21 protein-coding genes are annotated in these 20,449 nt (G+C 56.6%); 10 read left to right on the top strand and 11 right to left on the bottom strand.

Features of this window, described 5'->3' with window-relative positions:
* Window positions 1–174: 174 nt before the first annotated feature.
* Window positions 175–1,773 carry a phosphoenolpyruvate carboxykinase gene (locus MK208_RS20095; protein WP_294119487.1) on the bottom strand — a complete coding sequence of 533 codons (1,599 nt, stop codon included), beginning with the start codon at window positions 1,771–1,773 and terminating at the stop codon, window positions 175–177.
* A gap of 373 nt (window positions 1,774–2,146) precedes the next feature.
* Here MK208_RS20095 and MK208_RS20090 point away from each other — a divergent pair, with 373 nt between their 5' ends.
* The 7 genes from MK208_RS20090 to MK208_RS20060 are packed head-to-tail and all read left to right on the top strand — an operon-like array spanning window position 2,147 to window position 7,549.
* Window positions 2,147–2,848: a response regulator transcription factor gene (locus MK208_RS20090; RefSeq protein WP_294119486.1), complete on the top strand. Its 702-nt coding sequence runs from the start codon at window positions 2,147–2,149 to the stop codon at window positions 2,846–2,848.
* Window positions 2,849–2,881: 33 nt separating this feature from the next.
* Complete coding sequence (locus tag MK208_RS20085) at window positions 2,882–4,567, top strand: sensor histidine kinase (RefSeq protein WP_294119514.1); 1,686 nt, start codon at window positions 2,882–2,884, stop codon at window positions 4,565–4,567.
* Window positions 4,568–4,570: 3 nt separating this feature from the next.
* A complete protein-coding gene (locus tag MK208_RS20080) occupies window positions 4,571–5,035 on the top strand; it encodes an HPr kinase/phosphatase C-terminal domain-containing protein (protein WP_294119485.1) in 465 nt (154 codons plus the stop codon).
* Window positions 5,036–5,953 (top strand): RNase adapter RapZ, encoded by a 918-nt coding sequence (rapZ, locus tag MK208_RS20075; protein ID WP_294119484.1) that lies wholly within the window; start codon window positions 5,036–5,038, stop codon window positions 5,951–5,953.
* A 5-nt stretch (window positions 5,954–5,958) separates the two neighbouring features.
* Window positions 5,959–6,351, top strand: a complete 393-nt coding sequence (locus MK208_RS20070; protein ID WP_294119483.1) for a PTS fructose transporter subunit IIA — start codon at window positions 5,959–5,961, stop codon at window positions 6,349–6,351.
* A 4-nt stretch (window positions 6,352–6,355) separates the two neighbouring features.
* The gene (locus tag MK208_RS20065; protein ID WP_294119481.1) at window positions 6,356–6,634 is read left to right on the top strand and encodes an HPr family phosphocarrier protein; all 279 of its coding nucleotides are present in this window, start codon (window positions 6,356–6,358) and stop codon (window positions 6,632–6,634) included.
* A gap of 27 nt (window positions 6,635–6,661) precedes the next feature.
* Complete coding sequence (locus tag MK208_RS20060) at window positions 6,662–7,549, top strand: lysophospholipid acyltransferase family protein (protein ID WP_294119480.1); 888 nt, start codon at window positions 6,662–6,664, stop codon at window positions 7,547–7,549.
* A gap of 70 nt (window positions 7,550–7,619) precedes the next feature.
* Here the strand turns inward: MK208_RS20060 and MK208_RS20055 are convergent, their stop codons facing one another.
* Complete coding sequence (locus MK208_RS20055; RefSeq protein ID WP_294119479.1) at window positions 7,620–8,495, bottom strand: 3-hydroxybutyryl-CoA dehydrogenase; 876 nt, start codon at window positions 8,493–8,495, stop codon at window positions 7,620–7,622.
* Between the two features lie 161 nt (window positions 8,496–8,656).
* Between MK208_RS20055 and MK208_RS20050 the strand changes: the two genes are divergently transcribed.
* Window positions 8,657–9,484 (top strand): DUF6473 family protein, encoded by an 828-nt coding sequence (locus tag MK208_RS20050; RefSeq protein ID WP_294119478.1) that lies wholly within the window; start codon window positions 8,657–8,659, stop codon window positions 9,482–9,484.
* Window positions 9,485–9,557: 73 nt separating this feature from the next.
* On the opposite strand, the gene MK208_RS20045 is transcribed toward MK208_RS20050, so the two are convergent.
* The 6 genes from MK208_RS20045 to MK208_RS20020 all read right to left on the bottom strand — a co-directional run bounded on the left by MK208_RS20045 (window position 9,558) and on the right by MK208_RS20020 (window position 13,846).
* Window positions 9,558–10,487 carry an FAD-binding protein gene (locus tag MK208_RS20045; RefSeq protein WP_294119477.1) on the bottom strand — a complete coding sequence of 310 codons (930 nt, stop codon included), beginning with the start codon at window positions 10,485–10,487 and terminating at the stop codon, window positions 9,558–9,560.
* Window positions 10,487–11,245 (bottom strand): electron transfer flavoprotein subunit beta/FixA family protein, encoded by a 759-nt coding sequence (locus tag MK208_RS20040; RefSeq protein ID WP_294119476.1) that lies wholly within the window; start codon window positions 11,243–11,245, stop codon window positions 10,487–10,489. The genes MK208_RS20045 and MK208_RS20040 overlap by 1 nt, the downstream gene beginning before the upstream one ends.
* Window positions 11,246–11,492: 247 nt before the next feature.
* The gene (locus tag MK208_RS20035; RefSeq protein ID WP_294119461.1) at window positions 11,493–12,065 is read right to left on the bottom strand and encodes a cob(I)yrinic acid a,c-diamide adenosyltransferase; all 573 of its coding nucleotides are present in this window, start codon (window positions 12,063–12,065) and stop codon (window positions 11,493–11,495) included.
* Between the two features lie 4 nt (window positions 12,066–12,069).
* Window positions 12,070–12,273 (bottom strand): twin transmembrane helix small protein, encoded by a 204-nt coding sequence (locus tag MK208_RS20030; RefSeq protein ID WP_294119459.1) that lies wholly within the window; start codon window positions 12,271–12,273, stop codon window positions 12,070–12,072.
* A 79-nt stretch (window positions 12,274–12,352) separates the two neighbouring features.
* A complete protein-coding gene (locus MK208_RS20025) occupies window positions 12,353–13,186 on the bottom strand; it encodes an SDR family NAD(P)-dependent oxidoreductase (protein WP_294119457.1) in 834 nt (277 codons plus the stop codon).
* 45 nt (window positions 13,187–13,231) lie between these two features.
* Window positions 13,232–13,846, bottom strand: coding sequence for an SH3 domain-containing protein (locus tag MK208_RS20020; protein WP_294119456.1), 615 nt, complete (start codon window positions 13,844–13,846; stop codon window positions 13,232–13,234).
* A 161-nt stretch (window positions 13,847–14,007) separates the two neighbouring features.
* On the opposite strand from MK208_RS20020, the gene MK208_RS20015 reads away from it, so the two are divergent.
* Complete coding sequence (locus MK208_RS20015) at window positions 14,008–16,356, top strand: DNA topoisomerase IV subunit A (RefSeq protein WP_294119454.1); 2,349 nt, start codon at window positions 14,008–14,010, stop codon at window positions 16,354–16,356.
* 224 nt (window positions 16,357–16,580) lie between these two features.
* Here the strand turns inward: MK208_RS20015 and MK208_RS20010 are convergent, their stop codons facing one another.
* From MK208_RS20010 to MK208_RS20000, 3 genes are all read right to left on the bottom strand, one after another.
* Entirely contained in the window at window positions 16,581–17,165 is a 585-nt protein-coding gene (locus MK208_RS20010) for a hypothetical protein (RefSeq protein ID WP_294119453.1), read from the bottom strand.
* A gap of 112 nt (window positions 17,166–17,277) precedes the next feature.
* On the bottom strand, window positions 17,278–18,090 hold the full coding sequence (locus tag MK208_RS20005) for a DUF2189 domain-containing protein (RefSeq protein WP_294119451.1): 813 nt from the start codon (window positions 18,088–18,090) through the stop codon (window positions 17,278–17,280).
* A gap of 64 nt (window positions 18,091–18,154) precedes the next feature.
* On the bottom strand, window positions 18,155–19,537 hold the full coding sequence (locus MK208_RS20000; protein ID WP_294119449.1) for a cytochrome P450: 1,383 nt from the start codon (window positions 19,535–19,537) through the stop codon (window positions 18,155–18,157).
* A 127-nt stretch (window positions 19,538–19,664) separates the two neighbouring features.
* Here MK208_RS20000 and MK208_RS19995 point away from each other — a divergent pair, with 127 nt between their 5' ends.
* Window positions 19,665–20,300, top strand: a complete 636-nt coding sequence (locus MK208_RS19995; RefSeq protein WP_294119448.1) for a hypothetical protein — start codon at window positions 19,665–19,667, stop codon at window positions 20,298–20,300.
* The last annotated feature ends 149 nt before the right edge of the window (window positions 20,301–20,449 follow it).

Raw genomic sequence — 20,449 nt, 5'->3', positions numbered from 1 at the left:
AGAGAGAAATCGCATCAAAAGAGCAGGTTTTTTGTTTCTTGAAGCTTGCGTCAAAAACGAAAGCGCGACGGCAATGGACTTAAGGCTTTTGGGCGTGAGCGCGCATCAATCTGCACGGCAAAAGAAAAGCCCCGACGGCTGTCGGGGCTTTCAAAAAAATGGCGCTTAGAGCTTTTAACCGATAGCCGCTGCTTTCACGTCAGCGTCGATATGGGGCAGGTATTGCTCGAAATTGTCAGCAAACATCCCGACCAACTTGGTGGCCTGCGCATCATAGGCGTCTTTGTCTGCCCATGTGCCGCGTGGATCCAGCAGGGTGTCGTCTACGTCTGGCACAGAGACCGGAACTTCGAAGCCAAAATTGGCATCCTTGCGGAATTCCACGTGGTTCAACGAGCCATCCAAGGCCGCAGTGAGCAGCGCGCGGGTGGCTTTGATCGGCATGCGAGAGCCGGTGCCGTAAGCGCCGCCGGTCCAGCCGGTGTTCACCAACCAGCATGTGGTGCCAAACTCAGCGATCTTCTTACGCAGCAGTGCGCCATAAACTTCAGGGCGACGCGGCATAAACGGCGCGCCAAAGCAGGTGGAGAAGGCTGGCGTTGGCTCCGTCAGGCCGCGCTCGGTGCCTGCCATTTTGGCGGTGAAGCCGGACAGGAAGTGGTACTCTGCTTGCGCTGGTGTCAGACGGGCCACTGGCGGCAGCACACCAAAGGCGTCGCATGTCAGCATGATCACGTTTTTAGGGTGACCACCAAGGCCATTGTCCGATGCATTCGGGATCGAATCCAGCGGGTACGCACAGCGCATGTTCTCGGTGAGGCTTTTGTTCTCAAAGTCGAGCTCTTTGGTTTCTTCGTCGAAAACCATGTTCTCAATGACGGTGCCGAACATCTTTGTGGTGGCGTAGATTTCCGGTTCGGCTTCCGGGTTCAGGCCGATGGTCTTTGCGTAGCAGCCGCCTTCGAAGTTGAAGGTGCCGCGATCGGACCAGCCGTGTTCGTCATCACCAATCAGAGTGCGGTTCGGGTCAGCGGACAGCGTGGTTTTGCCGGTGCCGGACAAGCCGAAGAACACAGCGCTGTCGACAGGGTTGTCCTTAGCGTGGTTGGCGGAGCAGTGCATCGGCATGATGCCTTTTTCCGGCAGCAAGTAGTTCAGCAGGCCAAAGACAGACTTCTTATTTTCGCCGGCGTACTCAGTGTTGCCGATCAGGATCATCTTTTTCTCGATGTTCACAGCAATCACAGTTTCGGTCCGGCATCCGTGCTTCGCAGGATCTGCCTTGAAGCTTGGGCAGTTGATAATGGTGTAATCCGCCACGAAGCTGTCCAGTGCGTTACGATCCGGGCGGCGCAGCAGGTGACGAATAAAGAGGTTGTGCCACGCCAGTTCGTTCACAACACGAACATTGATGGCGTGCGTCGGATCTGCACCTGCGGTCAGGTCCTGTACAAAGTAGTCGCGGCCTTTCATGTGCTCCAACATATCGGCATGCAGGCGATCAAAGGCGTCGGACTCCATCGGGGCGTTATTTTCCCACCAAATGGTGTCCTCAGTCATCGGGGTACGGACGGTGAACTTGTCTTTAGGAGACCGGCCGGTGAATTCGCCGGTGCTCACTAAAAAGGTGCCGCCGTTGCCCAGAGTGCCCTCTCCGCGCTTCAGCGCGGACTCGATGAGGGCAGGCTCCATAAAGTTGTAATAGACATTTCCCAGACCTTCGATCCCTTGATCTTGCAGGCGGAATTGCGGGTTTACCCGTCCAAATGTCATTATCTTACTCCTGTAGCCGCGTGTCCTGTTGCGGCGGTCCTTGAAAGTCCTCGGGGCGAAATATTCTTGCGCGTCAAAACACCCCGAAGTGCGACATGGGCCTCATAACATGCCAATTATTGATAAGAACAGGACGGTTTGGCGCAGTTAGCGCAACCAAATGCAGGTTAGCGCAATCAAGTGTTCCGATAGGAAAGGGCGTGCTGCGATTGTCGCCAAAAGTGAGACAATTTAGCCATTGCTCAAGGAATTTCTGGCCAAATAAGTCCGGTTTGTTACCCGAATCGCACTTTTACGTTGATTGCCCCAGTCTGAATTGCGCATAATGCCGCAAAAAACAGACATAATAAGAGCAGTAATAAGGACCGATCCCATGTCGAAAATTGCCCTTGTGGATGACGACAGGAATATCCTGACGTCGGTTTCTATCACCCTTGAGGCGGAGGGGTTTGAAGTCGAGACATATAATGACGGCCAGCAGGCGCTGGATGCATTTAACAAAAAACTCCCGGATATGGCTGTTCTGGATATCAAGATGCCGCGCATGGATGGTATGGATCTGTTACAGCGTCTGCGTCAGAAGACCAGTATGCCGGTGATCTTCCTGACCTCCAAAGACGATGAGATCGATGAGGTGCTGGGATTGCGCATGGGCGCAGATGACTACGTCAAAAAGCCGTTTAGCCAGCGTTTGCTAGTGGAGCGCATTCGCGCGCTGTTGCGCCGCCAAGAAGCCGTCGATGGCGATATTGTTGGCGAAACCGAAGACACAAAAATCATGGAACGTGGTGAATTGACCATGGATCCGCTGCGCCACTCGGTGAGTTGGAAGGGGCAGGATGTCACGCTAACCGTGACTGAATTCCTTTTGTTGCAGGCGCTTGCGCAACGACCCGGTTTTGTGAAAAGCCGCGACCAATTGATGGACGTCGCATATGATGATCAAGTCTATGTTGACGACCGCACGATCGACAGCCACATCAAACGTCTTCGCAAGAAAATGCGGACCGTAGATCGTGACTTCTCCGCAATTGAGACGCTGTACGGCATCGGTTATAGGTACAACGAAGAGTAACGACACAAGGCCGGAAGGACCAACGTGCAAGACATGGCCCAAGGGCGGGACGGGGACGTTGTTTTGGGCGATGATTGGGTCGCCCCTGAAGCCAACGTCGAAGATGAGTTGCAAGGCCGGCGCGAACGTCGCCGGCTTTTACCTCTGGGGAAGTCCCCGCTGACACGCAAAATTATTACCTTTAATATGATCGCACTCTTGGTGTTGGTCGCAGGTATTCTATTTCTCAACAGCGCCCGTGACAGCTTCGCGGTGCAGCGCGCCACTGGGCTTGTGACCGAGGCTAGGCTGATTGCTGGAGCTTTCGAGGCCCAGTTGCCGTCAGGCGCGCCTGTCAACCTCGCCACAAATGACGGTGTTGATGTTGGTTCAACGCTTGAAAAGCTGCCGCTGCAAGTTGGCACAACCGTGCATGTCTATGACGCGGCGGGAAAAACGGCTGGTTCAAAAGAAGGCAAAGCGTCTGCGGAGGCGGCCGAGGTTTTGGCAGAGCGCCCAGAAGGCGCGCCGCTCACATCTGCGCTCAATAAGATTTGGAGTTCGATTTCTGGCAAGGACGGTGCTGCGGAAGCTTCGGCGGACCAATTGAATAGTCAGCTTCAAACGATGGCTCAGGCTGCCGTGGCCGGCAAGGAAACCTTGGAGACGCTTGTCGCGGCTGATGGTGGACATGTATTCGCGATGGCTGTCCCCATTGAGCAAAACGACAGTGTCGTTGGCGCAGTGGTGTTGACAAGTGCCTCCGGTGAGCTTGATCGCATGGTGAGTTCCGAGCGGGAACGCGTCTTGCAGATGTTCCTGATCGCCACAGTGGTGTCTGTGGGCTTGTCCATGGTGTTGGCGTCCACCATTTCAAACCCGCTCTCTGATCTGGCAGCTGCGGCAGAGCTGGGCAGAGACAGCGATAGCCGCAAAGTGAATCCGGGCCGTGTGCGCATTCCGGATTTAACGGCAAGACCAGATGAAATCGGACGTTTGTCTGGAGCTTTGCGCGGCATGGTTTCAGCCCTTTATGAACGGATAGACAGTAACGAACAGTTCGCTGCTGACGTTGCCCATGAAATTAAAAACCCATTGGCGTCTTTGCGGTCTGCGGTTGGCTCGCTCCGTATGGTCAAAAAGGAAGAACACCGGGAAAAGCTGCTCAATGTGATCGAGCATGATGTACGCCGCTTGGATCGGTTGGTGAGCGATATTTCCAATGCATCGCGCTTGGACAGCGAACTGGTCAAGGAAGAAGAAGAGACCTTCGACCTGCTTGGGATGGTTGGCAATCTGACGCAGTATTTGGGCGAAGATGCCAAAGGAAAAGGTATCGACTTCATCACGGACTTGCCTGATGCGCCGATTGACATCACCGGCTTGGAGGCGCGTCTTGCGCAGGTCTTTGTGAATCTGATCACCAACGCGATCAGTTTTTGTGAGGACGGGGACGCAATCCGTGTGTGGGCCCGCAAGCGCGAAAACCGTGTGTTGGTGGTTGTGGAAGATACTGGCCCAGGTATTCCAGAGCAGGCACTGAACAAAATCTTCAACCGGTTCTATTCACATCGGCCTGAATCCCAGTTTGGAAATAACTCCGGTTTGGGGCTGGCCATCTCTAAGCAAATTGTGGAGGCGCACGGCGGCGTCATTTGGGCGGAGAACATCCGGCCAACCGATGCGGATGTGACCTCGGAGCCTCTTGGCGCACGTTTCGTTGTGGGGTTGCCGGTGTAAGCCATGACGCAGGCGGACGATCTATTCTCTGCACAGTCGGACATCGCCGTTGAAGAAACCCTGTTGCATGCGTCCTGCGTGGCCGATGACGGGCGTGCAGTTCTGATAAGGGGGGCTGCGGGTCGTGGAAAATCGAGCCTGGCGCTGCAGCTCATGGCGTATGGTGCGGAGCTTGTGTCGGATGACCAAACCGTTGTTCGTCTCTCTGAAGGGCGACTTCTGGCGTCAGCACCAGATACCACTCGCGGATTGATCGAGGCGCGGTCAGTGGGAATTTTGCGCGCTAATCCTGTGCAGGATATTCCATTGCACTTGGTGATCGATTTGGACCAAACGGAAGACCAGAGGTTGCCGCATCCAAGGCAAGTTCAAGTGTTGGGGCAGGAACTTCCCATGCTTTTGGGGGTAGATGCCCCTTATTTTGCCGCTGCCGTATTGCAGCTGTTGCGTCATGGAAGGAACGCCTGAATGATCTCTGACATCACGCAGGACACAGTACCTTTGGTGCTGCTCACTGGTCCATCAGGTGCCGGGCGCTCTACGGCAATCAAAGCACTAGAGGATGCAGGGTTTGAAACCATTGACAATCTCCCGTTGGGGTTGCTGCCGAGACTTTTGTCCGGTCAACCGCTCAAGCGGCCTATGGCGCTGAGCCTGGATGTCCGCAATCGGGACTTTTCTCCGGCGGCCATTCTGGACGCGTTGGAACTGGTGGATGAGTTGCCCAATGTGGCGCCGGAGTTGTTGTACCTGGATTGCCGCGCGGAAGTCTTGCGCCGTCGCTATAATGAGACCCGGCGTAGCCATCCTCTGGATCGGCAGGAAGATCCCAACGCGGGAATTGAGACTGAGCTGTCGTTGCTGCAAGAGGTGCGGGGCAGGGCCACCGTGTTGATTGAGACTTCGGAGCTCACACCACATGAACTGCGCCATGCTGTGCAAAGCAGGTTTGCGCCACAAGATGATCAGGCGATTGGTCTGACGCTTCAGTCTTTCAGCTACAAACGTGGCATTCCCCAGGGGGCAGATTTGGTCTTTGATTGCCGATTTTTGCACAATCCGCATTGGCAAGCCGAACTTCGCGTCATGGATGGTGGTGATGAGCCCGTTGGCGAATACATAGCGACCGATCCGGGCTACGCTCCATTTGTTTCCAACCTGAAGGATATGATGGAGCACGCGTTGCCTGGCTATGTTCGCGAGGGGCGCAGTCATCTTCACGTCGCCTTTGGGTGTACTGGTGGCAAACACCGCTCCGTATTCATGACCGAGACAATTGCCGAATCCCTTGCAAATAGGGGCTGGCGGGTGTCTATAAGACATCGCGAACTCAATCGGTACGCAGTGCTAAGCGCGCGTCCGCAGATCGCAGAAGATGGGGAATAGATAGCTTGATCGGTATCGTGATCGTGGCACATGGTGGTTTGGCCAATGAATATTTGGCCGCCATGGAACATGTCGTTGGCGCCCAGAACGGCGTCAGCGCGATTACTATTGAGCCCGATCATGATCGCAGCCAGAAACAGCGTGAAATCTGTGCCGCGGCCGATGCCGTGGACCACGGGGACGGCGTTGTGGTGGTTACAGACATGTTTGGTGGCTCGCCGTCCAATCTGAGCTTGCGTGCCTGTGCCCCAGCCAATCGGCGCATCCTTTATGGTGCAAATTTGCCGATGTTGATTAAACTGGCCAAAAGCCGCCACTTGGACGTAGCGGATGCGGTCAGAGCGGCGCTGGAAGCTGGCCGCAAATATATCGATAGCCAAAATATTCAAACAGGGTAAGCAGATGAGTGATGTCATCCAACGCACGATGCAAATCGTGAATGAAAAAGGTCTGCATGCACGCGCATCCGCAAAGCTTGTTGAGGTTGTCGAAGGCTTTGACGCTTCGGCAGAAGTGTCAAAGGATGGCTTGAGTGCGGGTGGTGACAGTATTATGGGGTTGCTGATGTTGGCGGCCTCCAAGGGTACCAGCATTGCAGTGGAAACCAGCGGGCCGGATGCACAGGCCTTGGCCGATGCCATTGAGGCGCTTGTCGCAGACAAGTTCGGTGAAGGATTCTGACAAGGGCCACGGCGTAGGAAGACGAATTTGGTAGATACGGTGCCAGAGGCGCAGGTCGCAAAGCCTGCATCAGAGACGGAAGGTCAGGTCTATGATCGCCGCACGTTGACCTATGCCAATTCCTTTGATGACCGCTGGACCTCGTTTGCAATTCGCGCAATCGAGTGGATGACCGGCAAGTTAAAAATCTTGCGCATGGTCAACAAGTTTGAACGCGACAATGAGAAATACCGCGGCCAGAAGTTCTGGCGTGGCGCGCTCAATGTGATGGGTATTGAGCTGCAAACGCCGCTCGAGCAACTCCAGAACATTCCGTCAGAAGGTCCTGTCGTGGTTGTGGCCAATCACCCGCACGGGATGGTGGACGGCATGATTTTTGCGGATTTGATCGGCCGTGTACGCCAAGATTATCGTATTTTGACGCGCTCCGTGCTGACCGGGCTTGATGAAGCCGCGTCCAGCTTCATGATCCCAGTGCCTTTTCCGCACGACCCCGACGCGCAGCGCAAAATGGTTGAAATGCGCGGCAAGGCGATGGCGCACTTGAAAGACGGGGGCGTCGTTGCACTGTTCCCCTCGGGTGTTGTCATGAGCTCGGACACCTGGTTTGGACCGGCCATTGAACAAGAGTGGAACGTCTTCACTGCGCAGATGATCCGCCGTTCTGGCGCACGCGTGGTTCCGATTTTCTACCCTGGTCAAAACAGCCGTGCCTATCAGATCGCAAACAAACTATCGCCAATTCTGCGGCAGGGGTTGCTGCTACACGAGATTGTTCGATCCTGCGACAAGCCGCAGGCACCTGTCGTTGGTGCGCCGCTGACAGATGAGCAAATGGAGCAGCTCCAATCTGATCCACGTGGATTTATGGCGTGGTTGCGCCAGCACACGCTGGACCTCGGAAAGAACGCCTGATTTCTCTTTAGATGGCTCAAAACAAAAAAACGCGAGGTCGGAACCTCGCGTTTTTGCTTTTGGTTTTGTGTTAGCGCGTTGGCACCGGTACGTCGCCTCTGTAGTCATAAAAACCGCGTTTGGTTTTGCGGCCAAGCCATCCCGCTTCGACATATTTGGTAAGCAGAGGACATGGGCGGTACTTGGTGTCCGCCAGGCCGTCGTGCAGCACATTCATAATCGCCAAGCAGGTGTCCAAGCCAATAAAGTCGGCCAGCTCCAAAGGGCCCATCGGGTGGTTCGCGCCCAGCTTCATTGCGTTGTCGATGGAAGCCACATTGCCAACGCCTTCATAGAGCGTGTAGCAGGCTTCGTTGATCATTGGAATCAGGATGCGGTTCACGATAAAGGCCGGGAAGTCCTCGGCGCTGGCGGCGGTCTTGCCGAGGCGCTCCACGATGCCCAGACACGTCTGGTAGGTGTCTTCGTCGGTGGCGATGCCGCGGATCAGCTCGACCAGTTTCATCATCGGCACCGGGTTCATGAAGTGGAAACCCATGAAGCGTTCCGGACGATCCGTACGAGACGCGAGTCGCGTGATGGAAATTGATGATGTGTTTGACGTGAGGAGGGTATCGGGGCCAAGGTGGGGCTTCAAAGTATCAAAAATTTGATGCTTGATCTCTTCACGCTCTGTGGCCGCTTCGATTACCAAGTCGGTTCCGCCAAGTGCTGGCAGCTCCAATGTGGTCTCTATCCGCCCCATTGCGGCGGCTTTTTCTTCGGCGGAAATCATCTCGCGGCTCACCTGCCGTTCGAGGTTTTTGTCGATGCGCCCAACGGCTGCTTCCAGCGCGTTCTGGTTGATATCATTCAGAAGAACATCATATCCGGCCAGCGCCATTACATGCGCGATACCGTTGCCCATCTGGCCTGCTCCAACGACGCCAATCGACTTGATGTCCATAAGTGAAATCCTCTCAAAATCCCTGGCTGACCATAGGCCCGCGCACGTAGTAGCTGCAAGTGGATAAGGCCTTTAAAACTTGCCACAAAATCGCGCATTAGCTTTTTCGCAAGGGCTTTCGGCGATTCTCTCTACTGGGTGAGAAAATTAGTGGTGAGAAAATGTCTTACGAAAAGATGTCTGGCACCGAGCTCAATTATGAGCCGTGCCAATACGGGGAATCGCGATTATTGTTTCGTGGTCCTCAGAAGGCGCTCGACGAGCCCTTTGTTGCGTTTCTTGGGGGTACGGAAACCTACGGCAAGTTTGTACCGCAGCCGTTTGTCAGTCTGCTGGATGAGGCGCTGCCGATCAATTGTGTGAACTTTGGGTATGTGAATGCGGGTATCGACGCGTTTCTTGCGGAGCCGTCGGTGTTGCATATTGCGCAGCAATCCGAAGTGACCGTTGTTCAGGTCATGGGCGCGCAGAATATGTCCAACCGGTATTACAAGGTGCACCCGCGTCGGAACGACCGCTTTATTGGCGCTTCCAACATGATGCAGATGGTGTTCAACGAGATCGACTTTAGCGAGTTCCATTTTACCCGACATATGCTGGGTACACTGTGCGCGCGGGCGCCGGACCGTTACGCCATGGTGCGGGACGAACTGCGCATGGCGTGGAGCGCACGTATGAAGTTGTTGCTGAACACGATTGGCGGCAAGATTGTCCTGCTCTGGGTGGCGGACCATGCGCCGGAAACGGCCATGGGGACAAGCGGTTTGGGACCAGACCCCTTGTTTGTAGACCGGCTGATGATCGAAGAACTGCGCCCTATGGTGGATGACATTGTCGAAGTGGTGGTGAGCGAGGACGCGCAAGCGCAGGGCATCACAGGTATGCAATGCACAGATATGGAACGTGTCGCGGCGCAACGGATGCTGGGTGTTTCAGCCCATCAGGAGGCGGCTGACGCGTTGCAAAAGCCGCTGGCGAAGCTGACCTAAGACCACGCCACACGCCCAATGAAAAAGGCCCGCCTGAAAAGGCGGGCCTTCATGTCTTGTGAGTGGCCGGAGTTTAGCCGAGTTTGTCTGTCAGCGCTGGCACTGCTTCAAACAGATCGGCAACCAGACCAAAGTCAGCAACCTGGAAGATAGGCGCTTCTTCGTCTTTGTTGATCGCAACGATGATCTTGGAGTCTTTCATGCCGGCCAGGTGCTGGATTGCGCCGGAGATACCCGCTGCGATGTAAAGCTCTGGTGCAACCACCTTACCGGTCTGGCCAACCTGCCAGTCGTTTGGTGCGTAGCCGGAGTCAACCGCGGCACGGGATGCACCAACAGCTGCGCCCAGCTTGTCAGCCAGGGCTTCGAGGATTTTGAAGTCTTCTTCAGAACCAACGCCACGGCCGCCGGAGACAACCACACCTGCGGAGGTCAGTTCTGGACGATCGCTTTCGGCCACTTTGTCTTCAACCCATTCGGACAGGCCTGGATTGTCGGCTGCGCCAACGGTTTCCACAGAAGCGGAACCGCCTTCGCCTGCCGCGTCGAAGGTCGACGTCCGGAAGGTGATGACTTTGGTGGAGTCGTTAGACTTCACGGTCTGGATCGCGTTACCGGCGTAGATCGGACGCTCGAAAGTGTCTGCGTCAACCACTGCGGTCACGTCCGACAGCACCATCACGTCCAGAAGCGCGGCCACGCGTGGCATCACGTTCTTGGCGTCGGTGGTCGCTGGGGCCACGATGTGGCTGTAGTCACCCGCGAGGGAAACGATTAGCGCAGCTGTTGGTTCCGCCAGGCGGTGGCCCAGAGATGCGTCTTCGGCAACCAAAACCTTGGCAACACCGTCGATCTTGGCAGCGGCTTCGCCAGCTGCGGCAGCAGAGGCACCAGCAGCCAGAACGGTTACATCACCCAGTGCTTTGGCAGCGGTGACAGCTTTGGCGGTGGCGTCCAACGCCAGTTCGCCGTTGTTGACTTCTGCGAGAAGAAGAACAGCCATTACACAGCCCCCGCTTCTTTGAGTTTCTCAACCAGCTCGTCGACGGAGCCTACGATGATGCCGGCGGCACGCTCAGATGGCTCAGAAGTCTTCACAACTTCCAGACGCGGAGTGACATCCACGCCGTAGTCGGCAGCGGTTTTCTCATCCAGCGGCTTTTTCTTCGCCTTCATGATGTTTGGCAGGGACGCATAACGCGGCTCGTTCAAACGCAGGTCCACGGTGATGATGGTTGGTGTGTTGACCTTGATGGTCTGCAGACCGCCATCCACTTCGCGGGTTACAACAGCCTTGTCGCCGTCGATGTCGACTTCGGAAGCAAAGGTCGCCTGGGACCAACCCAGCAGCGCAGACAACATCTGGCCGGTGGCGTTCATGTCGTTGTCGATCGCTTGCTTGCCACAGAGCACAACACCTGGCTGCTCTTCCTCAACTACTTTGGCGAGGATTTTGGCAACGGCCAGTGGCTCGATGTCCTGGTCAACGCTGTCAGCAGCAACAACCAGAATGGCGCGGTCGGCACCCATGGCAAGAGCGGTGCGCAGGGTTTCCTGAGCTTGCTTCACACCGATGGAAACTGCGACGATTTCGTCCGCTTTGCCCGCTTCCTTCAGACGGATGGCCTCTTCAACGGCGATCTCATCAAACGGGTTCATGGACATTTTCACGTTGGCGAGATCGACACCTGTGCCATCCGCTTTCACGCGGACCTTCACGTTGTAGTCAATCACGCGCTTGACAGGTACTAGTACCTTCATGGGCGTAGGACTCCTCAAAGTTTGTCAAAGCCGCCTAAAGGCAGCTCATCGGAATGCTCTCACCGCGTTGATATAGTGTGCAACGCTGGCGAAACAGAGCAAAATCGTCACGTTTAGGCGCAACGACGTCGCGTATCAGCGTTTTCACGCCACGTTTTTTGCAAGAATGTTTCCGCGGCGCAGAAAAGTTACGTAAGGGGAATTTGCGTCAACTACCTTGTTGGCGCTAACGGCCTCACTCAACCATCTAGCGATTCGCGCCAGGAACCCAAAGCACGTCGGCACGGCCTTCATGGTTGGCGATGCGCGCTGCCACAAAGAACCAGTCGCTGAGGCGATTGAGATAGGTCACCGCATCAGCATTGATGTCCTCAGATTGCGCCAGATCTACGGACAACCGTTCTGCACGTCGGGCAACCGTGCGGCACACATGCAGCTGGGCAGCCAGTGCAGAGCCGCCGGGCAGGATGAAGCTGCGCAAAGGCTCCAGTTGGGCATTCATGTCGTCAATTTCGTTTTCAAGACGGGAGACCTGACTGGCAACCACCCGCAGCGGCGGGTACTCGGCCTCGGCATCTTTGGCCATGTCGGGGCGGCACAGATCTGCGCCCAAATCAAACAGGTCGTTCTGAATGCGAGCGAGCGCCGCGTCCATGTCACCTTCGGCATGCAGACGAGCGACACCGAGGAAAGCGTTGAGCTCGTCGGTGGTGCCATAGGCGGCCACGCGTGCGTCATGTTTGGCGACTCTGTCGCCATTGCCCAAGGCTGTGGTGCCTTTATCTCCGGTGCGCGTGTAGATTTTGTTGAGAACAACCATGTGCTCAGCCTCCGCTGCGTAGCCAGACAAAACCAACGATCAGAATGACCGCAATGAACTGCGCGAGTAGACGTAGGCGCATGATTTTGTTGGCATATTTTTTGTTAAACTCGCCACCTTTGGCAAATCCTCCGATGCCAACCAGAAGGATGAACAGCACGGCCAGGCAGGTGACTGCGATAAGCCAGAAGAGGGGATCGTTTGCCATAGGGGTCTCCATGTTCAGCGGTGGCACTGGTGTAGCGGGTCATTGCCCAAAACTGAACCACCTCTGACACTACGTCGCATCAAGCCCTGGCGATCACCCAATCAAGGAAGGACGTTGGCAGGGCGCGTCGAAACACATTCATGATGTGGGCGGGGGTAGTAACGCGGTATCGCGCACGCGGGCGATTAGCCTCCACCGCGTGGATCAGTTTCTTGCACACGGCCTCTGCGGGGAGCTCAAACGGGTCCAGGCCTTCCTGCTTCTCGGTGAACCGTTTGACCAGCCCGTGTCTGTAGTCCTCCGCAAAGGCGGAGTTTTCCCAATCGATCCACTCAAAGAACTGCGCCGCATTGTTCTTGCGCATGTCAGAGGTTATCGGGCCGGGCTCAATCAGGCTGACGTGGATGGGTGTGTCGCGCAGCTCGATGCGCAGGCTGTCAGTGAGGCCCTCGATGGCATGTTTGCTCGCCACGTAGGCGCCGCGATACCGCATCGAGACGTAGCCTAGGACCGAAGAGTTTTGAACAATCCGGCCATGGCCCTGCGCCCGCATGACGGGGATCACTTGGCGCGTGAGGTCATGCCAGCCGATGACATTGCTTTCCATGAGGTCGCGCAGGCCATCGGCAGGGAGGTCTTCGACTGCGCCGGGCATGCCGCGGGCACCGTTGTTGAAGAGGGCATCCAGCGTGCCCCCTGTGGACGCCAAAACCTCTTGTAGGCCAGCGTGGATGCTTTCAGCATCGCGCAATTCAATGCGGGGGCTGTCAAAGCCTTCCGAAACCAAGTGTTTGCAGTCGTCGGGGTTGCGGCACGAAGCAAACACGCGCCAACCACGGGCGCGCAGGCTATGTGCTGCTGCCAGGCCGATTCCGGACGAGCAGCCGGTGATTAAAATGGATTTCTGTGACATCGACGCCCCGTCGCAAAATGAGTTTTTTGCAACTTAGGGAGCAGTTCAGTTCGATGCCACCAGCATTTTACTGGCCATCCAGCCGATTCGACCTGTTTCGCTATCCTTGAGCTTGACCCAGCCGGAGCCATTCTCGCGCAAGACTTCCACTTCGCGATCACGCGGTAGGACCACGAGCACGTTGTAAGATGTGCCTGGACCGCCGCGCATGTTAACGCGAGAACCACGTACGCGGCGTAGGTCGGGTGCGCTTTGCGATTCCAGAGCCAAGGCCAGCGTGTCCTGCACGTCGGCGTCGGTCACGGTCGGTTTCACAAGCACTGGCGCGCCCGGTGTGGCAAAAGACTCAAGTCCCGTAACAAGCGAAGCCACGACAACCGGTTGCGCCGGTTGCGTTGTGTCGGCTTCATGCAAATTGGTTGCTTCTGCAGACAACAAGACAGGCGTGGCAGCGCTTTGTGTATCTGCAGGCGTGGCAGACGCCTTGATGATCGGCACAGACAAAGCCGCCCGCGCCACAACCGGCGCGTCTTCAACTTGCTGTGGAGCCTTCTTGTCGGCCGTTTGAACCCGCGTTTTGGGTTCGAAATCTGACCCGCCGCTGAGCTCCCAAAATACAAAGCCTAGAAATGCAAAACTGATAATTACAAACTTGTTCACTTAATCAACCCCCGAGAGAATCACCCGTACTCACAACACTGTCGCATTACAGGATCAAACAAAGGTTTACACTGCGCACATCATAACACGTCGGGGAAAAATTCGCGAGTGTTCCCTCGCATCTGCTTTACCGGCGCATCGGCAAAAGCTATCAGCGGGGTATGACTGACCTGATCGATGACGACGAACTCCCTACACAGAATGTTACTGAGCCGCTGCGGCGGGCGATTGGCGATCGCTACCTGACCTATGCGCTGAGTACGATTATGCACCGGGCGCTGCCGGACGCGCGGGACGGGCTAAAACCCGTTCACCGCCGTATTCTGTATGCGATGCGTGAACTAAAGCTTAGCGCGACGGGCGGCTTCCGGAAATCGGCGAAGATTTCCGGCGACGTGATGGGCAACTATCACCCGCACGGCGATGCGGCGATTTATGACGCGATGGCGCGTTTGGCGCAGGACTTCAACGTGCGCTATCCGTTGGTCGACGGGCAGGGTAACTTCGGCAACATCGACGGGGATAACCCGGCGGCGAGCCGATACACAGAGGCGCGGATGACCTCTGTGGCGGAAGCCTTGCTGGAAGGCCTCAATGAGGATGCTGTTGATTTCAGAGAGAATTATGACGGCACGCTGAGCGAGCCGGTGGTTCTGCCGGCGACCTTCCCGAACCTTCTGGCAAACGGTGCCTCCGGGATTGCGGTGGGTATGGCGACCAATATTCCGCCGCATAACATCAGCGAGCTGTGCGACGCCTGCTTGCACATGATCAAGACGCCGGATGTGCGCGATGACACGTTGCTGAACTACGTGCCGGGGCCGGACTTCCCGACCGGGGGCGTGATTGTTGAGCCGCCTGAAAGCATTGCGCAGGCCTACCGCACGGGGCGTGGCTCTTTCCGGCTGCGCTGTAAGTGGGAGAAAGAAGACCTTGGGCGCGGGCAGTGGCAGATTGTGGTCACTGAGATCCCGTATCAGGTTCAGAAGTCCAAGCTGATCGAAAAGCTGGCGGAGCTGATCCAGACCAAGAAGGTGCCTATTCTTGCGGATGTGCGCGATGAATCGGCCGATGACATTCGCGTGATCCTGGAGCCGAAGAGCAAGAATGTTGAGCCGGATGTGCTCATGAACATGCTTTATCGCAGCAGTGATCTAGAGATTCGATTCTCTTTGAATATGAACGTCTTGATTGATGGGGTGACGCCAAAAGTTTGCTCCATGAAAGAGGTTCTGCGGGCGTTTTTGGACTTCCGTCGCGAGGTTCTCATTCGCCGGTCCAAGCACCGGATGGAGAAGATTGACCACCGTCTGGAGGTCTTGGAAGGCTTCATCATCGCCTTCCTCAACCTGGACCGAGTGATCGACATCATCCGCTATGACGATGCGCCGAAGCAGGCGTTGATGGCGGAGGACTGGGATCAGGACCACCCACGCGCGCTGGATGAAAAGGACTACAAATCTCCGTTGCCGGGCTCTGGTGCCACCCAGCTGACCGAGGTGCAATCCGAGGCGATCCTCAACATGCGCCTGCGCAGCTTGCGGCGTCTTGAAGAGCTGGAGTTGATCCGGGAGCGGGATGCGCTTCAGGAAGAACGCGCTGGAATCGTTGCGCTTTTGGGCAGCGACGACCTGCAGTGGGAGCGGATTTCCGAGCAGCTGAAAGAAGCGAAGAAGACCTTCGGCAAGGGCTATGAAGCTGGTGCGCGGCGCACGGTGTTTGCCGAGGCGGCGGAAGTTGAAGAGGTGCCGATTGAGGCGATGATCGACCGTGAGCCGGTGACGATTGTCTGCTCTCAGATGGGCTGGATTCGCGCCATGTCTGGCCACATTGATCTGAAGCGGGAGCTGAAGTTCAAGGATGGTGACGGGCCGCGATTCATCTTCCATGCGGAGACGACGGACCGGCTTTTGATGTTTGGCTCCAATGGGCGGTTCTACACGCTGAGCGCGGCGAATTTGCCGGGCGGGCGTGGCATGGGGGAACCTGTGCGGTTGATGGTGGATCTGCCGAATGAGGCTGAAATCATTGACATTTTTGTGCATAAGCCGGATCGCAAGCTGCTGGTGGCCAGCAGCGCGGGTGACGGGTTTGTGGTGCCGGAAAAAGACGTGATTGCGCAGACGCGGACGGGCAAACAGGTGCTAAACGTGAAAGACGACATTCGCGCGATGATCTGTAAGCCTGTGTCGGGTGATCATGTGGCTGTGGTGTCCAAAAACGGCCGTTTCTTGGTGTTCCCGATTTCCGAGATGCCAGAGCTTGGGCGCGGAAAAGGTGTGCGAATTCAGAAGTATAACATGGCGCGCGGGCGTCAGGGTACGCTGGAGCTGGACGGCGGGCTGTCCGATATCACCACCTTTGAATGGGAAAATGGTCTGACCTGGTCGATGGGCGGCAGTGGCAAAACGCGGCACGAGCCAGACCTGTCAGATTGGCTTGGGAAACGGGCCGGGGTGGGCAAGAAAGCGCCCTATGGCTTCCCCAAAGACTACAAGTTCGACAAATAAATTTCGGGGGCCGTTGCGCCTCCGTTTTTCATTGAAATGTCACGTCGGTATTGTGTCGGTATCACGACTGTTTTGCGGAGGTGCGCGTTTTTGATGAAAAGCGACGGGCGCAACGGTCGGTGCGGCTACGAATTGTAGCGATTCTGCGCGTTTGGGTTGAGTGCCTGGCAGTGTGCTTGAGGGGCATAAGTGTGCTTGAGGGGCATACAAGCCTTATGTGGTCTTCAGTTGGCGTAACGGAAGGTTTTGGGAATGGTTCCGAACTGATTTCCGGTGCCTGTCACGATGAGTTTTTGGCCGACCTCAATTGCATTCCACTGATCTTCAGAGACACCGCAAAGACGGTTCCAGAACGCGGGGAGATCGTCAAATGTCAGTCCTCTCTTGCACGTTTTTTGGCTTCGGATTTTTCCAGTCACAATATGCTCGTGTGAAACAGTGCTGCCATTAATTGCGGCCGACGCCAGCAGGCCAGAGTGCAAAAGTTCCCTGGTGCCTAAGCTGTACATAAGGAATATGCCCACGGTCAGGACAAGCATTTTGGGGTGCCAAGAAAAACGTCCATTGTGCGCCCTGCGATCAAAGAAGACAACGAAAGACGCACCGAACAGACCCACCGCGCCAGCTCCTGTGAGAACCACATTCGAAAGGGTGCTGTCGGTGTAGTCAGCATGGAGCAGAAAATTGTAGCCAAACTGGTTCACAAGGAAGCCGATGCATCCAGCAAGAAAGGCATATAAGGCAGTCAAATTGCCCCATCGAAGGGGGCCACGCAGCGACCGACCGCCTTCTCTCATGATGTTGTCCACGCTTGGGGGTGTCACTTGAGTGCTCCATATCTATGGATGGTTTTCTGTATGTATGCAGTTCTTTCCTATGGATACAATGTGCTGTCGGAACGGAATTTGCGTGGCTTCAAGGTTATTGTGACTCCACCGCCCGTTGGTATAGATGCCAGGTGGTGTGGCCCAGAATTGGCAATGTGAAGATTAACCCCAAGAATGCAGGGACCAGCGACAGCAGCATGGTGGCGGAGATGATTGCGGCCCATGTCAGCATGACCACGGGGTTCTCTTTGACCACATGCACAGAGGTCAGCATAGCGGTCACAAAATCGGTTTCGCGATCTAACAGCATCGGCATGGCGATTACGGTCACCGAAAACAGCGCGGCGGAGAGCAGGGCGCCGGCGCAGGTGCCGATGGCGAGGAAGGTCCAGCCTTCAGGCGTGAGGAAGACCACGTTCAGAAAGCCAGCGAAGTCAGAGAAAGACGCGTCTTGTAGGATGATCGCGAGCCAGAGGCGGACTTGGTAGACCCAGACCCAGAAAATGAAGAGCGTGACAAAGGCCATCCAGCCCATCTCGCGTTTGCGCTGGCGGTCCATGACGGTGAAGATGTCGGACCAGGTGAAACTTTGCCCTGTTTGGCGGCGGCGTGACATTTCATAGAGGCCTGCGGCGGCAAAGGGTGCGACCAGAGGGAAGCCAACCGAGGCCGGGATGATCATCCAGATTTTGCCAAGCCACGCCAGACACCAGACAAAGAGGATGCCGAAGGCGGCATAAAACAGGCCGAAAAAGCCGCTCATCACCGGATGGGCGAGGAAGTCGTCAAACCCGGATTTGAGCGCGTCAGTGACGTCTTGCGCCGACAGTTTGTTGGTGCCGGGGATGAGCTGTGGCCGTGGGGGCAGCTTTTCCGGCGCGCTGGGCTTGGTGGTCTCGGATGTCATGACATGGGCCTCCCTTACCAATGAGTGTGCGGTAAGGGATGGTGATCCGGCAAGGGGTGTGTGTTCAGTCGAGTGGAGACGCTTGCAGCCAAACGCCCCCTTCGGGGCGCAGAGTGAGGATCATCACTGGCTTGGGCGGTTTGCCCTCAACCAGATCAAAGCGGAAGCGTTTTAGGAGAGTGGCAAGCACAATCACCGCTTCCTGAATGGCAAAGCTGGCGCCGATGCAGATGCGGGGTCCGTCGCCGAAAGGCAGGTAGGCGTAGCGGTCGATGGCTTTGCGGTCGGCAAAACGTTCCGGCTTGAAGGCGTCGGGATCGTCCCAGAGCAGACGATTGCGTTGCAAGGTGTAGATCGGGATCATGACGGTGTCGCCGGGTCGGATTTCGCGGGCGCAGAGCATGTCATTGGTCTGCGCGGTGCGGGAGATGATGCCCGCCGGTGGGTAGAGGCGCAGGGTCTCGTCGATGATTTGGCGCACATAGGTCAGCTGCATGGCCTGGTCGCCGGTAATCGCACCATCATCGCAGATGTCGGCAATTTCGGCGCGGGCCTTGTCTTGAACGTCTTGGTCAAAGGCGCAAAGATAAAGCGCCCAGGCGAGGGTGAGCGCGGTGGTTTCGTGGCCTGCCACAATGAAGGTCAGCAGGTTGTCGCGCAGCTCTGCGGTGTTCATGGTTTTCTTGGTTTCCGGATCGACACCGGCGAGCAGCAGGTCAAGTAAGTCTGGCGTGTCTTTGGCCCCGCGCGCCCTTCGGGCTTCAATGGCTCTGTCGGCGACCTGCTTCATGTCGCCCACGGCGTTGCCGGACATCATGCGGCCGGGACGCGGCACCCAGTCGGGCACACCCAGCATATCCAGGAGCGAGATTTTGCCGGCCTCGGCGATGTAGTCATCGATGGCCTGATGCACTTTGGAGCTGTCAAAGCTGCCGTCGCCGGAGAACGTCACTTCGCTGATCACGTCAAAGGTGGTCTGCACCATCTCGCTCATCATATCGACGGCGTGGGGGGCTTGGTCCGCGATACGGCTGGCGGCGCGCTCGGCGGCCTGTGCCATGACTGGGGCGAGATTGGCAATGTTGCGATGGGTGAACACCGGGGCTGCGGCGCGGCGTTGCCACCGCCAATGGGCGCCTTCGGCGATGAACAGGCTGTCGCCAATAGCCGGGCGCAGGATGTTCTTGGTGGCTTTGGACTTTGGGTAGTCGTCTACCTTTTCGAGAAGAATGCGGCGGATCGCGCCCGGGTCCATGACCATGTGCCAACGCAATCCGGTGCGGCCGGAAACCATGGGCTGGCGCACGGCGAGTTCCGGCAGGATCGAGAGCAGATTGCTGCGGGCGGCTTTGAGCGAGCCAAACAGGCCCAGTGGCTCGGTGGCCAAGGCGGCATGCACGGGCAGCGGGCGCTTTGGGGCGTCAGGGGCTGGTGCGAGATGAGACATCATGGTTCTCCTTACGGAGCAGAATAGGCGAGGGATCAGAGTGCACAAAGCCTTTGATTGCGCGGACACAGGCAATCCGATATGCCAACGGCAACTTATTGAGGAAGAGTGGCGGAGAATAATGCCCATGTTCAGACTGGTTGCATGCATCGCGGCGTTGGCCGCGCTGGTGTCTTGTACGGCGCCCACCAAAGAGGTCACCGACGAGCCGCTGGATCTGGGCGACTTTGTGCTGGGCCATAACATCGTGGTCGCGCCGGACATCCAGAAGGGGCCGCTGTCGCGTGAAGCGGACACTGAGGCGTTTATTGCCAGCATGAAGAATGCCATCGATGCCCGTATGGGCGCGTCGCGCTATAATGGCACGCGGCTGGTGCATTTTGGCGTGAACATCAACGGCTATGCGTTGGCCCAGAAGGGCGTGCCGCTGATCCTGCAGCCAAAGTCTGCGATCATCATCACCGTGACCGCCTGGGATGACCGGGCCGGAGCGAAGTTCAACGAAGAGGCCAAGGAAATCTTTGTGCTGGAATCCTTCACGGGCTCCTCGCTGATCGCCTCCAGCGGCTTCTCGATGACCGCGGAAGAGCAGATGGCCAACCTGACCTACAATGCGGCGCGGCAGATCGAAAAGTGGATGCATGAAAACAGCGCCTGTCTGGTGGATGATGTGGCGGCGGCAGACCTCGCCAAGTGTTGGAAAGACAACAAGAACGAGGAAATGCGGCAACGGCTGCAGGAGCAACAAGCGAGCCAGGGATAATGCACGCTTGATTTTTGGCGCGTAACACCATATGTCGCGCGCGGTAGAGGAAAACGGGCCAATGTGGCCCCACCAAAATTAGAAGGCGCCCGAGATGGCTAAGGAAAAGTTTGAGCGCAGTAAACCGCACTGCAACATCGGCACCATTG

It is taken from the genome of Shimia sp. (assembly GCF_022448905.1).
Lineage (GTDB): Bacteria > Pseudomonadota > Alphaproteobacteria > Rhodobacterales > Rhodobacteraceae > Shimia.
The sequence above is the reverse complement of the archived record's forward strand: the minus strand, read 5'-3'. Positions and strand labels throughout refer to the sequence as shown.